This window comes from Streptomyces sp. STAM6 (assembly GCF_054963715.1).
This window is the reverse complement of the sequence record NZ_JBUEFZ010000022.1, coordinates 81,221-96,748: the sequence shown is the minus strand read 5'-3', so window position 1 is coordinate 96,748 and position 15,528 is coordinate 81,221. Positions and strand designations below refer to the sequence as shown.

The window sequence follows — 15,528 nt, the reverse complement described above, 5'->3', positions numbered from 1 at the left end:
GTCATACCCCCACATGGATGAAGGGCGCCCAGTGGTAAGGGTGCCGGTCGTCTGCCTCCGCGGAGTGCAGCGGTTCGCTGTCCCTGGTCGCCGATCGGGCCCGCGGCCCCGGCCGGCGGCCGTGCCGGGACGCGGCCGGACCACGGGTGCCGGCGCGGCCGGTGAGCTCCTCGAACTCCTCGTCCCGTTCGGCGGCCGACAGTTCGCGCACCTCCCGCTGGGCCCGGGCCAGCGCCGCGCCGGCGGAGACCGTCGGGTCGGCCGCGAGACGGCGGTAGGTGCGGGTGACGACCAGGCAACCGGTGCTGTCGCGGACGGGCCAGAGGGAGACCACGGCGTGCCGCGCCCCGGTGATCAGCGCCGCCCGGGTCAGCCCGAGGACGTCGCCGCCCGCCGTGGCGGTGCCGCGTCCGGTGTCACAGGCGGACAGGGTGAGCAGTTGCGGGGCGTGGGCGACGGAGAGCAGGTCGGCGAGGCCGAAGTGGTCGTCCCCGGCGAGCCGGAGCCGGGCGCGGTGGGGCGCGAGGTCGTCGACGGAACCATGCGTGGCGAGGTGGAGCAGGCCGCCGCCGCGCGCCGCCCGCAGGACCGCCTCCCGGGTCGCGGCCGGCCCGGTCAGCAGCCGGTGCCTGGGCAGCAGCCGGGCGATCTCCGCGGTTTCGGCCGCGGTGCCGGGCAGGGCCGCGAGCCGGTGGCGGGGAGCGATGGCGGGGTCTCCCACCAGGGTCGCGTCCAGTTCGGTCCAGGGCCGCTCCGGTGGCAGACCGCGCAGCCGGGTGAGGAGGGAGGCGGCGGGGAGGTACGAGACCTCGTGGGTGGCGCCGAGGACGTCGCCGTCCCAGGGCAGCGCGTGGAACGGCAGGAGCGCGAGTCCGGCCGGCGGAACCACGACGACCCGCCGGTGGTCGTGGAGCAGCGCGCGGAACGGCGCCAGCAGCAGGTCGGCCAGCTCCCGGCCGTCGGCCTCGCCGTGGCCGCCGCCGTCCTTCCCGGCGCACCAGGAGTGGAAGCGGCGGGCGGTCGCGACGGTGCCGTGGGCCCACCGGCGGTGGTGGCGGGAGAGCAGCGTCTCGCGGGTCATGGCCCAGCCGACGAGGTCGTCGCCGTGGAGGTGGTGGGTGAGCAGGAGGGCGCCCGGTGGCAGGGCGGCGGCCACGGCGGCGGCGGCCGGCGGCTCGGTGTGCGACGCGGTGAGCGCGGCGGGAACGAGCCTGCGCACCTCCGACTCGGCCGTGTGCAGGGCCGCTTCCGCCGCGTCGACGCGGGCCCTGCGGTCCTGCGCGGGGGCGGTGACGGTACCGCGGCGGACGGCCGCGGCCTCGCTCTCGAACCGGGCGGACCAGCGGACTCCGGCGGCCAGCCACTCGGCGACGGCGGCGCGTGCCGCGGGGTCGGCGCCCGCGGCGTCCAGGGCGCGGACGGCGTCGAGGAAGCCGGACCGGGTGCGCTCGGCCCGGTCGAAGGACGCGGCGGCCGCGTCGGGACCACCGCGCAGCAGCAGTGAGAGCACCGCGGCGTGGTGGAGGCCGGCCACCACCGGGTCGTCGGCGGACGAGGCGCGCAGCGCGTCGCGCGCCAGCCTGACACGGCGCTCCTCGTGGGCGGCGAGTCCCCGCAGGGCGTGAGCGGCCGCCGTGTCGTAGGCGCCGCGGGCCAGGGCGAGATCCGCCTGGAGGGCGGGCAGTTCCCACGGGTGGGAGGGTCGGGGCCCGCCGTCCGCGCCGATCCGCCGCAGATGGGGTGCGGCCCGGTCGGGCTCGCCCAGGTTCAGCCACAGGGCGGCCGCCTGGATCGCGGTGAGGTGTTCCTCGATCGCGGCCGCTTCGGCGGCGGCCGCTTCGGTGTCGCGCAGGTCCAGGTGGGCCGAGCAGCGTACGAGTCCCGCGAACAGCGGGTCCGTGACGCGCTCGGACTCCCGCAGGGTGCGGCGGGCGTGGAGGTCGGCCTCCGCGTCGAGACCGGCCGCGCGGGCTTGCCGGGAGCGGAACCAGGTCTCCTGGGCCCGGGAGGTGAGCAGGTCGGACTCCAGCAGGCCGAGCACGGCCCGGACCGCCTCCGTGACAGCTGGATCGGCGGTGGTCAGGAGGGTCTCCGCGACGTCGAGGGCCAGCGTGGTCGAGGAGCGGGCCGCGGCGATCAGATCCGGGTCGCGCAGCGCGGACGCCTCGGCGTGGAGGACCTTGGCGCAGTGGATGGCCGTGAGGCACGCGGCCCGCTCCGGGGGCTCGCCCCGGTCGGTCCGCCGCCGGACGCGGTCCAGGTGTTCCTGCTGCTCCATGCCGGTGAGCACGAACGCGGCGAGGCGGTGGCCGGCCCGCCGGTAGGTGCCGGCCGCGGCCCCGGCCGGCGGACGTGCGCGGGTGCCCGCGGGCGGGGCGGTGAGCCGGTGCGCCAGCAACCCGGCCCGCTTGCTCTTGACGGTCTCGCCCTCGGCGCTCCACCGCCGCGCGTGGTCGTCGGCGATGTGGCGCAGGCCGCGGAGCCAGGAGTCACTGCCGTGCGTCGCGGCCCAGTCCATCACCTGGTCGGCGGCCTCGGACTCGGCGTCCCCCGCCTCCTCCGTGTCGATGGCGTCGAGCCCCCGGTGGACGCGGAGGAGCGCGGCGCAGGCGCCGTCCCCGGCGGTGACCGCCAGGGCGAGGGCCTGGTCGAGGAGTTCCCGGCATGCGGTGGGCCGGCCGGCCGCCCGGTGGGTGTGCGCGAGGCGGAGCAGCACCGCCGCCAGGCCGCGTGCGGAGTCCGCCGCGCGGTACGAGCGCGCCGCTCGCCGGTAGTGGCGGGCGGCCGCGGACAGCGCCTGCGCGTTCGCGTCCGGCGGGCCCCCGTCCGGCGGTTGCGGTGCGACGGCGCGGCGTTCCGCCGCTCCCGGCGCGCCGAGGTCCCAGTCGCCGGCGAGGAGCGCGGCGAAGCCCTCGGCGGCGGGGTTGCCGGTGGCGTACCGCTCCGCGTGCCTCAGCAGGGGGTGCGCCGCCGCCCGGTCCCCGGCCCGGACGCGCAGATCGGCCGCGAGCAGCAGGTGGTACGCGAGGGCGTCGGCGTGCCCGAGGTCCATGAGCCGCTCGTACAGCGCGTCGAACCACTCCAGCGGCGGCAGTACGTCGTCGGCGAGTTCACGGGCGGTCCACGGGGCCCGTGTCCCGTACCGGAGGGTGCGGGCCCGGGCGTCGAGCGAGGCGGTGGCGTGTCCGAGTGCCGTACGGGCGGAGAGCAGGACGACACCGACGCGGCCGGCCAGGTGTGCGCAGAGCCGGGTCGGCGGGTGCGTGACCGACGCGACGGCGGCCTCCGTCCCGGAGCCGGCGCCGGCCACCGCGCGGACCGCCTCCTCGGGGACGGTGACGGGTGCGGCGCCCGGGTGCCAGGTGTGCTCCATGGCGACGGCGGCGGCCCGCAGCGCCCGCGCCAACTGCGCGTGGCCGGGCGGGGCGTGCGCCGTGCTCGTGGTGTGCGCCAGCAGGGCCAGGGCCCGTTTGGGCTCGCCCGCGGCGAGCGCCGCCGCCGGCGCGAGCCATCCGCCCCACACGGGGTCCCGGGCGGCGGCCGGTGCGCCGGAGAGGTACGTCGCCGGGGCGGTTCCCCGCTGCTCCGTCAGCAGCAGTGCGACGAGCCGCTCGTGGGCCTCGCCGGTCTCCCCGGCCGTGCCCCGGCCCTCGGTCTCGGCCATGTCTTCCCCCTGTCCCCGCGTACGAGCCGGGACTGTGATACCGCACCACTCCCGTGGCCGATTCCGCAATACGACGGATTGTCGGCCGTGGCCCGATGGCATGTTGCAGAGCCGGTCCGCAGGTGTGCGCGAATTGGGGGGCGAGTGTCATGGAGCTGCTGTCGCGGCACGTCGGGAGGGCTCTGGCCGGGACGCGCCGCACGGCGGCGCTCCGGCGCGCGGCGGCCTTACCGCGCGCCGTCGAAAGGCTCCGCGCTCCCGCGCGTCGCTCCCAGTTGTCCGACAACCACACCGATGGCCGACATTGCCCTGCCACTCTGTTCCGGTCGGCACACGGGGCCGGAAACCGGCCCCGGGCGGCACCGGGGGATCATTCGGGGGGACACATGGCAGGGGCGGTCGGGCGTGCCCTGAGGGCGCTGACGGCGGTGCTTTTCCTGACGGCCGCCCTGGTGGGGTGCTCGGCGGACGACGGCGCCGCCGGATGGCTGGACCGCACGGCGAGGGAGATCGACGCGGCCGGGGCCGGCGGAACGCTCGTCGTGACGGTCGCCGAGCCGCTCGACCTGGGTGACGGAAACGTGCCGGAGGGCATGCGACGCGTCGTCGACGCCAAGAAGCACCGGAACGTCCGTCTGGTGGTCGTGCAGAAGGGTACCGAGAGCGGACGGGGCGGGGCGGTGCTCCTCCTGCTCGCGGACCGGGCCGTCGTGCCCCCGGACGCCGGGGTCAGCGCACTCCCCGGCGACATCGTGCGACACGCCCGGGAGCAGGAGCTCTGCGCGCAGGCCAGGGCCCGCCTGTGCACGCTCCTCGCGCGACCCGACGGACAGCGGGTCCGGATGAGCCGGCCCGGCCGGCCCGAGGCCGATCCGCGCATGGCCGTCGACGAGCGTGCGGCGCTCCAGGGCACGCCCGGCCCCGCGGGGGCCGAGCCGCGCCGGCTGCGGCTCCCGTCCGGAGAGGGCGCGGGCGGGGCGGGCCTGGGGGCGGTCAAGGCGCTGCTCGTGATGCTGCTCGTCGCCGGTACCGCGCTGATCGTCCACGCGGTGTTCAGGACCAGGTACCGGCCCGTGCCCGTCGCCGGGGCCGGCCGGTCCGCCCGGCCCGCGCCCGGCGACGGCCCCGTACCCGACCCGTGGGACGCCCGGAACGGCGCCGCGCCGCCGGTGCTTCCGCGGCGTCCGCCCCGCCCGTCCCGGCCGGCGGAGCAACCGCGGCCCCGGCCCGCCGGTCCGCGCGCGGTGCCGGACGGGCCCGTCCGCCCGGCCACCGTACGCACCGGCCTGCACCCCCAGGGCTATGTGGAGCTGGACGGCTGGCTGTGCCGCGCGAGCTGGGCCGAGCCGTACCTGGAACCGCCCGGTCCCGACGCCCCCGTCGACGTCGCCGACGGACCGGCCGGGCTCCTCCTGGCGTACGCGCCCGGAGACTCACGGCACTGACCGCAGCACGGACCACGGCCCCGCGGCGCGGGCGCCGGAACACCGGCCGCCGGACCACCGGCGGCGGCAACAGCACGTCCACGGATACGAGAACAAGGGGATCCCGTCCCATGAACCCAACGCTTCCGGGCCGGCCCGCCACGCCGCCCCAGGACCTGCCCGCCGCCTACGCGGACATCGAACTCGGCAACAACGCACAGCGTCTTCCGCTGCTGCTCTGCCTGGACATCTCCAGCTCCATGTCGGGCGAACCGATCCGGCTGCTCAACGAGGCCCTCACCCTCTGGGGGCACGAGATCCAGGAGGACGTGGGGCTCAGCTCCAGTGTCGAGATCGCCGTGGTGACCTTCGGCGGCGCCGGCATCGGGGTCTGGCAGGGCCCGCACCTCCTCGACGCGCAAGCCACCGCGAGCCCCTTCGTGTCCGCCCACCAGTTCCGTCCGCCGCAGCTGTCCGCATCCGGCGTCACGCTGCTCACGGAGGCCGTGGAGACCGGGATGCGCCTGGTGACGGAACGCAAGACGGAGCTGCGCCGCTCCGGGCTGCAGTACTACCGGCCGCAGATCTGCCTGGTGACCGACGGGCTGCCGACCGACAGCCGGGGCATCGCCACGGACGCGTGGCGCCGGCTCGTCCCGGCACTCGCCGCGGAACAGGCCGCCAAGCGCTTCCGGTTCTACGCCTTCGGCATCGGCGGGATCAGTGAGCGCGGCCGGCAGGTGCTGCGGGAACTGGCGCCCAAGTACCACGCCACGTTGGAGGGCTTTCCGTTCCGCGACCTGCTGCAGACGATGTCGGCGAGCGCGAGCGCCGAACAGCGGGGCGCGGAGGAGGAGACCTTCGAGCAGTTGTTCAACCGGTTCAAGACACAGCGCTCCGCCTGGGACTCCTGAGCGGCGGCCGGCGGGTTCGAGGGGTGGGGACGATCGGGGTGGCGGAGACGACGGGGACCGGACGGGTCCCGGGAGGCGTCTGGCGGGTGCACGGGATGAGCGTGCAGGGCTATCGGCACGCCCAGCAGGGTGTGCCGTGCCAGGACGCGTGGGGGCAGTCGCACAGTGGGCCGCCCCACGGCGGGACCACGGTCCTGGCGGTGGCGGACGGTGCGGGCAGCAGACCGAGGTCGCGGGAGGGCGCGCGGCTGGCCGTCCGGCTGGCCACGTCGGTGTTCGGGGCGCGCCTCGACGAGCGGGAGGGCGCGCCCCGGGACGCCGAGGACCTCCGTACGCGGCTGCGCGACGCCTTCCTGGAGGTGCTGGACGCGTTCGTCGACGACACCTGGGCGCTGTCCGGCGAGAACGCCGGCGCACCCGGTGCGCTCGCCGGACCCGGTGCGCCGGGCAGCGGCGCCCCCGGCGGCGTACGGGCCGGCGGCGGCCGGGGCGGCCCGGCGGACTTCGCCACCACCCTCACCGTGGTGGTGCTGGGCCCCGGCTGGCTGGGGCACATCTCCCTCGGGGACGGTTTCGTGGTGCTGCGGGCCGGACGGGTGGAGGGGCAACCGCAGTTCCATCTGCTGCCGCAGCCCGACGCGACGAGCGAGTACGGCAATGAGACCACCTTCCTCAGCTCGGCGGACGCCCCGCTGAGGGTGCGCGTCGACTGCGTGCGGGACCCCGGCGTCGACGGCGTCATGCTCTCCACCGACGGCCTGACGCAGGCCGCGCTGTCCCGGGGGCGGGGACCGGCGGCCCTCGCCAACCGCTCGTTCGCCGCCTCGCTGCTGCGCTCGCTGGACCGGCCCGGCCCCGACCCACGGGCGGACGCCCGTGAGCTGGAGGCACTGCTGCTGTCGGACCGGCTCACCGCTCTCAACGCCGACGACAAGACGCTGGTGCGGGCGGTCCGTACGGCGGGCGCCGCGGACGGACGGGGGCCGGCGTGACGGGACGGAAGGTACTTCTCGACGGACGGCCGGTGGTGCTTCTGGACCCGCCGCTGGGCTCGGGCCTGGAGGCGGCGGTCCACCCGGTGGAGGGCGCCGGCGACCTGGTGGTGAAGGTCTACCACCAGCCGGACGCGGCGCGTGAGCACCGGCTGCGGCGGATGCTGGAGCTCAACCCGCTGGCCGGGCGCCCCACGGACGGGGGCCAGCCCCCGGAGCTGGCCTGGCCGGTGGGGATGGTGCGCGCCACGGACGGCCGTTTCCTCGGCTACGCCATGGGCCGCTTCGCGGGGCCCGAGCACATCCAGCTCATGGCGCTGTTCAGCCGCGAGCAGCGGCTGCTCAGGTTCCCGGCCGAGGCCGACTGGCGGTTCCTGCTGGGGATCTGCTGGAACCTGGCGTTCATGACGGCCCGGCTGCACCACGAGGGCCTGGTGATCGGCGACTTCTCGGCGAAGAACGTCGTCGTCGACCAGCGGGGTTTCGCGACGTTCCTCGACTGCGACTCGATCGGCTTCACGGACCCGGAGACCCGTGAACCCTTCGCCGCCACCCTGCACACGCCCGACTACGCGGCGCCGGAACGGCTGCGCGGCGCGCCGGGGACCGTGCCGAGCGACGACTTCGCGCTGGCGGTCCTCGTCTACCAGCTGCTGACGGCCGGGTACCACCCGTTCGGCGGCGTGCCGCGGGACAGCGAGGACGACGTACAGATCTCGGACAACATCACGGCCGGCTGCTCCTTCGTCGTACGACCGGAATCGGTGTTCGTCCCCCGCGGGGTGCTCGATCCCACGGTGCTGCCCCCGGCCGTGCTGGCGCTGGCCCGGCAGGCGTTCGGGCCCGGGCTCTCCGACACGGCGCGGCGCCCGACGTCACGGCAGTGGCTCACGGCCCTGGAGCAGGCACGGTCGGAGGGTGCGATCACGGTCTGCCCGCGCCGGCCGAGGCACGCCCACGCGGCCCATCTGACGAGCTGCCCGTGGTGCGACCGGGCGGAGGCGACCGGGCACGACGCCTTCAACACACCGCCGGAGCGGACGACGGGGACGGGGCGGGCCGAGGTGCCTCCGGGCTCACCGCCCACCGCCGGCGCCACCCCGGAGCGTGCCACTCCCCCGCCCCCGCCGCCACAGGCCCCGAACGCGACGGAAACACCCGACTTCACCCTGCCGGACTGGCTGCAGACCTGTCTGGTCTGGGCGGCGATCGCGGTGGTGTACCTGATCCTGAACAACCTGTTCTTCTCGGAGTGATGACGGCATGACGGACACCCTCCTCCCGACGGAGGCAGCGGGTCACCACGGCCGGGTGCTGGCCCGGATCGCCGAGGAGCTCGGCCCTGCGGGCCCGGAGGCCGGCGACCTTCCCGTCATCCTGCGCGCCGCCCGGGCCCGCATGGCGCAGCCCATGCGGGTGGCGGTGGCCGGCCAGATCAAGCGCGGCAAGTCGACCCTGGTCAACGCCCTGCTCGGGGAAGAGGTCTGTGCGACCGGTCAGCTGGAACTCACCTTCAACGTGACCGAGTTCCACCACGCGCCCCGGCCACGGCTGCTGGTCCACTTCAAGGACGGCCGGCCGGCCGAGGAGTGGCCTCCGGACGCGCTGACCCGGCTGACGGTGCGCGACGCGCGGGGCCTGCGGGAGCTGCGGGCCGTCCGCAAGGTCGAGGTGGGCCGGCCCAGCCCGCTGCTGCGCCGCTTCCGGATCATCGACACCCCCGGGCTGGGCAGTGTGCACGGCACCGATGCCGACAACACCCTGTCCTTCCTGGGCATCGAGGACCCGGCGGAGCGGGCGGACGCCGCCCGGGTGCTGGCGGAACTGGGCGGGGACGCCCGCTCGGTGCACGCCGACAGCGCGGCCGAGATGGACCGGGCCGACGCCGTCGTCTTCGTCTTCAGCCGTGGTGTGGGCCGGGCCGACCAGCAGGCCGTCGACAGCTTCGCCGGGGTGTACGGCTCGGTCGTCAGCCCGCTGAAGGCGTTCGGGGTCCTCTCCCGCAGTGACCAGTACTGGCCTCCCGTGGGCGAGACCGGTCCGGACGGGATGCCGGCCGACCCCTTGCACTACGACCCGATGGCGACGGCCCGCCGCATCGCCGAGGCGTACGCCCGGCGGCCCGCCGTGCGCCGGGTGTTCCGGACGGTCGTGCCCGTCGCCGGTCTGCTCGGCATCGCCGCCCGGCGGATGCCTTCGGAGGCGTTCGGGCCCCTGTCGGAACTGGCGAAGGTGGGGCCGCGGCGGCTCGCGGACCTCATGGAGGACGTGGGGCTGTTCTGCGCCCACGAGCACCCCGGGCTGCCGGTCCCGGCGGCGGTCCGGGCGGGCCTGGTCGACCGCATGGGCGCGTGGGGGGTCTTCCTCGCGTGCGGCGGTCTGCGGGAGGGCCTCGGCGAGGACGAGGTCCGCCGGATCCTGTTGGAGCGCAGCGGCGTGCCGGCGCTGCGGGAGCTCGTGCTGCGGCACTTCGGCAACCGGGCCGGGCTGATCAAGCTGGACCACGGCCGGCGCGAGATCGCGGGCGAGGTGGCCCGGCTGCGGACCGCGGCGCGGCTCTCCGGGCGGCCGGTGCCCGCGGCGGCGGACCGGGTGGCCACCCTGCTGGAGCGGCTCCAGGTCACCGACCCGGGCCCCGCCGAACTGGCGGCGCTGAGCGTGTACTACGGCGGTGGGCTGGATCTGACGGCGGAACAGGAGTCCCAGCTGCTGGCGGTCACCGGCGAGCACGGCACCAGCTGCGCGGCCCGGCTCGGGCTGCCGGCCGGCACACCGGTCGAGACGCTGCTGGCGACGGCCCGCCGCCGTGCGGCCCTGTGGGCCGGGCTGTGCTCCGACCCGCTCGTCGACCGGCCCACGCTCACCGTCGCGCGGGCGGTGCTGCGCTCCTACGAACGGATCGCGGACGAGGTGGGCGGGGTCATGGAGCTTCTGTACGGGAACGGCGACGAGCCGTACGGGACGGACGAGGAAGGGGCGTGGCAGTGAGCTGGGAGACGTACGACCCGGGGGACTCCGGCGCCGGATTCGACCCGGTCGCCCAGGTGGACCTCACGGACCACTCGGATCCGTCGTCCACGGTCGACCCGGCCGGCCGGGCGTTGCCGGGCGACCTGTCGGCCCCGGCCGCGGTGGCCGTTTTGTACGACGGTGCCGGGGCGGACGCCCCGTACGCCGGTCCGGCCCCGGGCGGTGTGCCCGACCTGCCGAACTTCGATCCGGCGCGGAGCGATCCCATGGCCGTGACCGGGAGTCCCGGCGCGGCGATGGAGGTGTGGCGGCAGCACACCGGCGAGAACGCCTGCGCCATCGGCGCGCAGGGCATGGTCCTCAGTCATCTCACCGGTCAGGAGTTCAGCGAGGAGCAGCTCACGAGGGAGGCGGCGGCCATGGGCTGGTTCGACGGTTCCGGGACGGCGCCCGGTGACGTGGGAAACCTGCTGGAACACCACGGCGTTCCGGTCCAGCAGGTCGAGGGGGCGTCACTGGCACAGCTGGAACAGGTGGTCGCGAGCGGCGGGGCGGCCATCGTGGGGGTCGACTCCAGTGAGATCTGGACGCCCGGGCACGACCCCGCCGACCACCCCCTGGCCGCGGTGCCGGGCATTCCGGGCCAGGACGCCGACCACGCGGTGTGGGTCACCGGGATCGACCACACCGACCCTGCCCGGCCGATGGTGATACTCAACGACTCGGGGCATCCGGACGGGCAGGGCCTGGCGGTCCCGCTGGACGAGTTCATGGGCGCCTGGCAGGACTCGGGGAACCTGCTGGTGGCGGCCGGGACGCCGGGGACGGTCGCGCCATGAGCCGCACCGGTCACGGCGTGGAAGGCACCGGCCGGAACCCGGCCGGCACCGGTCACGGAACGGTCCGCACCGGCCCCGGGCGTACCCGCTGCGAGGACCTCGTCAAGGCACTGCGCCGCTCGCGGACCTTCCGGGAGCTCGTGCCCATGGAGTGCGGCGTCGGCTGGCCCGTGCCGATCGTGGTGCTCCAGGACGGCCGGCCGCGGGTGTTCGCCCGGCTGCCGCTGTTCGTCCTGCGTCCCGACCCGGCCGGCGGTGCGGACCTGTTCCCGCCGTTCGCCACGGCCACCCTCGACTGGTCCACGGGGCGTCTCGTCGAGTACACGGACCTGCGTTTCAAGGAGCCGCACCGCTCCCGGCGGGAGTGGGCCCAGCCCGTCGGCCGCTTCCCCCACCCGGCCGTGGAGGGGCTGTCGGACTCCGGCTACCGCGCGCTGCGCGGCCGTCTGTTCGGGCTGTACGACGAACTCTTCGCCGCGTTCTCGCTGGGGCGCCAGCCCGGCACGGCGACGACGGAGGAGTTCCGGAAGCTGCTGGGACGGCTGCTGGAGCCCTGCCTCGTCCCCTCCTACCGGCGGCTCGCGCCGCACTTCTCCCGGCAGTACCTGACCGGCCACCGGCCGTCCGAGGAAGGGTGAACCACCATGCGGGACAACGCCATCAGCCGCCTGCGCGGCGAAGTGCTGGCCGCCCATCCGAGAGTCCTCGCCGAGCTCGGCGACGAACTCGGCCCTCTGCAGCGGGAACTGCTCGCGCGGTCCGTGGACCGACTGGAAGCCGGCACCAGCCACGTGGTGGTGTTCGGCGAGTACAAGCGCGGCAAGTCGTCACTGCTCAACGCGCTGGTGGAGCGGCTCGGGCTGTTCCCGGTCGACGTCGACGTGGCCACCTGCGTGGTGTCCACACTGGCCTGGGGCGCCGAGGAGCGTGCCGTGGTGCACCTCGCGGACACGGACCGGGGAGGCGAAGCGGCCCGGAGCGGCGGTGAGTCGACGCGGCGGCTGGAGCTGTCGCTCGGGGAGCTGCCCGCGTACGTCACCGAGCAGGGCAACCCCGGCAACCGCAGGAACGTCCGGCTGGTCGAGATCCACGCCCCGGTGCCGCAGCTGGAAGGGGGGCTGGTGGTCGTCGACACCCCGGGCGTCGGCAGCTTCAACGGCGATCACACCGCCGCCACCCGCGCCTTCCTGGAGCGCGCCGACGGGCTGGTCTTCGTCTGCGACGCGATCGAACCGCCCACCACGTACGAACTGGACTTCCTGGCCGAGGCACTGGAGAAGTGCGAGGTGGTCGTCACCGCCGTCACCAAGACCGACAAGGTGCGGGACGCCGGTCCGGTGGTCGCGGGCATCCGTGAGAAGGTCGCCGCGCGCACCGGCAGGCCGGCCGACGATCTGGTCGTGGTGCCCGTGTCCTCCTTCCGCAAGACGAAGTGGCTCCGCGACCGCGACGACGACCGGCTGCTCGCCGCCTCGGGGTTCCCGGAGCTGGAGCGCGAGCTGTGGGAGGGACTCGCCACCACGAGCTGCGCCGTCCAGCTGCGGCGAGCGCTGGACAGGCTGGGCGACGCCGTGGCGACGGCGGGATCGCCGCTGGTCAACGAGCTGGCCGCGCTGGAGTCCGGCGAGTCGCTGCGGCGGATCCGCGGCCAGGTCGAGGAGACCACCGCGCACCTCGCCCGGTTGGGTTCCGGCGGGGCGAGCTGGCGCACCGAGCTGGCCCGGCGCTTCGAGGTCGACACCCGGCAGGCCCGCTCCGGGCTGCAGGACGCGTTCGACTCGGTACTGCGGCGCTACCAGGAGAAGGCGTCCGCCGGGGTCGACCCGGGCTCGGACGAGCTGATCGGCGAGGTCGCCTCCGGCATGCACGCCGCTCTGACCGAGGCCCACGACCGGCTGGCCGGGGTGGCGGTGCGGATCATGGAGGACTTCGCCCGGCAGACCAGTCTCCCGCTCGCCTCGCCCGAGGCGCCCCACCCGCCGTTCAGCCCCCGCATCACGGTCCCGACCGTGCCGCTCAACGTCCGGCCCGCCCGTGTCTTCGACCAGTTGCGGGCGGGGTGGTCCACCGGGGCGGCCGGTCTCGGCGCGGGAGCCGGGGTCGCCATTCTCGAGCCGTTCAGCGGCATGTTCGTGGCGGCCGGACTGGGCATCATGGGCCTGGTCCAGGGCGTTCGCCACCATCGGCAGGACCTGCGCGAGCGGGCCGAACGCGAGCGCGACGCGCGGCTGCTCCAGCTGGTCTGCCAGGAGATCGCCGCCAACCGGCGGCATGCCTCGGAATCCTTCCAGCAGGCGTACGGGGACATCGCCCAGTCCCTCGTCAAGGAGCTCAACGCGCAGCTCGCGGCCCAGCAGGAGTCCCTCGCCGAGTCGGGCCGCAGGCTCCAGGAGGCGAGCCGGCAGACCAGGGAGGTCCAGGCGCGCCGGCGCGGCGAACTGCTGGCCCGCCAGGAGCGTTACCGCGGACTGCGGGGGGAGCTCGACCGGCTGCGTGACCGCGTGGACCGGCTGGCCGCGCGGCCGGTGTCCCGGCAGGCGCCGCCGGGAGCGCACGGCCCCGGCGGTGGGGCCGAGCACGCCGCGCCCGGGCCGCACACCGCACACACCCCGCACGCCGCGCCCCGTCCGCACGGCGCGTCGTCCACGGCCGCGGCCATGGCGGGCGCCACGGCGGCCGCGGTGGCCGGTGAGATCGTTGCGGACCTCGTCCTGGATGCCGCACTCGACGGGCTCGGCCCTGACGCCCCGGCCGGCCCGGCGACCGCCCTGCCCGGCCAGGGAGCCGCCCTGCCAGGCCCCGGCACCACCGCCGCCGAAGGGCTGCCGGGCGACGTCACCGCGCCGGACCTCCTGTCCGAGCCGCCCGGTGCCGACGCCGGCCTGCCCCCGGCGATCGGCTCGTCCTTCGACCCCGACCAGTTCGACGCCCCGTGACCGGTGACACGACCGACGGACCGGCCGGGGGCGCGGCCGGCGGTACCGCGGCCCGCGGCCTGGTCTACGGCATCGACTTCGGCACCTGGTCCTCGGCCCTGGTGGTGCTCCGCCCGGGCCATCCGCCGATGCCGGTGCGCGACCCCGTCAGCGCCCACGGGGCGACATCGGTACGCAGTGCCGTGTGTCTGCTGCCCGACGGGTCGACGGTGGTGGGGCAGGCCGCCCAGAGCTCGCGCCTGCGCCGCCCCGAGCGGTTCCGCGACGAGTTCAAGCGCGAGTTCGGCGAGCCGTTCGCGCACCGGCTCGGCGAACGCCGGTTCCGCAGTGAGGAGCTGACCGCGCGGGTCCTGGGCTTCCTGGTGGAGCAGGCCCGCCGTGCCGTCGCCGCGGAACCGGACCGGGTGGCCATCACCGTGCCGGTGACGTGGGAAGGGGCCCGGCGGGGACTCATGCGGGAAGCGGCCGCCGCGGCGGGCCTGCGGCCGGAGACCGTCGAGGTGCACACCGAGCCGGTGGCCGCCGCGGTCTACGCCCTGCACGACCACGGAATGGACCGGGAGCGCACCATCCTGGTGTACGACCTGGGCGGCGGCACGTTCGACCTGGCGATCGCCCGGGGCACGGGGGACGGCCGCAGCCCGACCGTCCTCGGCTCCCCCGGCGGGCTGCCCCATGTCGGCGGGCTGTCCGTCGACCGGGCGGTCCTCGGTCTGATCCGGGACCGCTGTCCCGCGACCGCCCTCGAGCGCCTGCGGGCCCCCGGCGACGGCGCCGGAGACGGCGCGGCGGACGTGCTGCGCCGCAGGACGCAGCTGGCCGAGGCGTGCACCGCGTTCAAGCAGCAGTTGTCCGTGTCGTCGGTGCACACGGATCTGCTCACCATGCTCGATCCGCCGGTGGAGGTCACCCTCACCCAGGAGGAACTGCGCGAGGCCGTCCGTCCCCTGCTGTCGGACACGGTCGACGAGTGCGAGCGGGTGCTGCGGGGCCACGGCCTGGGATGGGCGGACCTCGATCTGATCGTCCCGGTGGGCGGCAGCTCCCGGCTTCCCATGGTCGGTGAGTTGCTGTCCGCCCGGTCCGGGCGTCCGGTGATGGCGGTGTCCGAGCCGGAACTCGCCGTGGCCACGGGGGCGGCCCTGCTCGCCCGGGGCGTGGTCCCCGCCCGGGTGGCCGCGCCCCCGGCCCTTCCCGACACGGCTCCGGGCCCGCGTCCGGTGCGTACGTTCCCCGCCGGTGTGCGGGCGCTGCTGGACGCCGGGCTGACCGGCCGTATGGTGCTGGAGGCGGTACGACGTGGACGGACCTGACGTTTTCCCGCCCGAGGGGCCCGCGCTGTCCGGCCAGTGGCAGCGTCTGGTGAGCGGCTGGGTGGCACGGCACGACCTGCCCTTCGAGGCGGACACGACCGCGGTGACGGTGTGGTTCGACCATCCCGGCGCCGGGAGGAAGGTCACTCTGGCGTTCACCACGGTCCGCGACGAGGTGCTGCTCGTGCTCGCCACGGACGACCGCTACCTGGCGGAGGACCAGATCGCCCTGGCCGCCGCCGCGGCCAACGCCTGGAACGTCGAGAGGCTGGCTCCGATGCTGACCGTGTGCGACGTGGGCGCCGCCCGTCCCGCGTATCTGAGTGGCGTCCGTACGCTGCCGCTCGCCTGTGCGGTCTCCCGGCCGGCGTTCCACACGATGGCCGACCGGTGGCTGGAGGAGGCGGGTGAGCTGTTCACCTGGTGCCACCGGGAGTTCCGGCTGTAGGCACCGCGGGCCGCTGCCGCGGCCGTCG

11 protein-coding genes are annotated in these 15,528 nt (G+C 75.7%); 10 read left to right on the top strand and 1 reads right to left on the bottom strand.

Features of this window, described 5'->3' with window-relative positions:
- Nucleotide 1: 1 nt before the first annotated feature.
- Nucleotides 2–3,664: a CHAT domain-containing protein gene (locus tag ACY34K_RS23430; protein ID WP_462750249.1), complete on the bottom strand. Its 3,663-nt coding sequence runs from the start codon at nucleotides 3,662–3,664 to the stop codon at nucleotides 2–4.
- 386 nt (nucleotides 3,665–4,050) lie between these two features.
- On the opposite strand from ACY34K_RS23430, the gene ACY34K_RS23425 reads away from it, so the two are divergent.
- The 10 genes from ACY34K_RS23425 (at nucleotide 4,051) to ACY34K_RS23380 (ending at nucleotide 15,500) form a co-directional block, all read left to right on the top strand.
- A complete protein-coding gene (locus ACY34K_RS23425) occupies nucleotides 4,051–5,109 on the top strand; it encodes a hypothetical protein (protein ID WP_462750247.1) in 1,059 nt (352 codons plus the stop codon).
- Nucleotides 5,110–5,219: 110 nt separating this feature from the next.
- Nucleotides 5,220–6,002, top strand: a complete 783-nt coding sequence (locus tag ACY34K_RS23420) for a vWA domain-containing protein (protein WP_462750245.1) — start codon at nucleotides 5,220–5,222, stop codon at nucleotides 6,000–6,002.
- A 95-nt stretch (nucleotides 6,003–6,097) separates the two neighbouring features.
- Nucleotides 6,098–6,994, top strand: a complete 897-nt coding sequence (locus ACY34K_RS23415) for a PP2C family serine/threonine-protein phosphatase (protein ID WP_462750244.1) — start codon at nucleotides 6,098–6,100, stop codon at nucleotides 6,992–6,994.
- A complete protein-coding gene (locus ACY34K_RS23410; RefSeq protein ID WP_462750242.1) occupies nucleotides 6,991–8,250 on the top strand; it encodes a hypothetical protein in 1,260 nt (419 codons plus the stop codon). The genes ACY34K_RS23415 and ACY34K_RS23410 overlap by 4 nt, the downstream gene beginning before the upstream one ends.
- A gap of 7 nt (nucleotides 8,251–8,257) precedes the next feature.
- Nucleotides 8,258–9,982, top strand: coding sequence for a dynamin family protein (locus ACY34K_RS23405; protein WP_462750240.1), 1,725 nt, complete (start codon nucleotides 8,258–8,260; stop codon nucleotides 9,980–9,982).
- Nucleotides 9,973–10,803: a C39 family peptidase gene (locus ACY34K_RS23400; RefSeq protein WP_462750238.1), complete on the top strand. Its 831-nt coding sequence runs from the start codon at nucleotides 9,973–9,975 to the stop codon at nucleotides 10,801–10,803. Before ACY34K_RS23405 ends, ACY34K_RS23400 begins: the two co-directional genes overlap by 10 nt.
- On the top strand, nucleotides 10,800–11,441 hold the full coding sequence (locus ACY34K_RS23395) for a hypothetical protein (protein ID WP_462750236.1): 642 nt from the start codon (nucleotides 10,800–10,802) through the stop codon (nucleotides 11,439–11,441). The genes ACY34K_RS23400 and ACY34K_RS23395 overlap by 4 nt, the downstream gene beginning before the upstream one ends.
- Nucleotides 11,442–11,447: 6 nt before the next feature.
- Nucleotides 11,448–13,739, top strand: coding sequence for a dynamin family protein (locus tag ACY34K_RS23390; protein WP_462750234.1), 2,292 nt, complete (start codon nucleotides 11,448–11,450; stop codon nucleotides 13,737–13,739).
- Nucleotides 13,736–15,052: an Hsp70 family protein gene (locus ACY34K_RS23385; RefSeq protein ID WP_462750232.1), complete on the top strand. Its 1,317-nt coding sequence runs from the start codon at nucleotides 13,736–13,738 to the stop codon at nucleotides 15,050–15,052. The genes ACY34K_RS23390 and ACY34K_RS23385 overlap by 4 nt, the downstream gene beginning before the upstream one ends.
- On the top strand, nucleotides 15,039–15,500 hold the full coding sequence (locus ACY34K_RS23380) for a hypothetical protein (protein ID WP_462750230.1): 462 nt from the start codon (nucleotides 15,039–15,041) through the stop codon (nucleotides 15,498–15,500). The genes ACY34K_RS23385 and ACY34K_RS23380 overlap by 14 nt, the downstream gene beginning before the upstream one ends.
- Nucleotides 15,501–15,528: the final 28 nt, after the last annotated feature.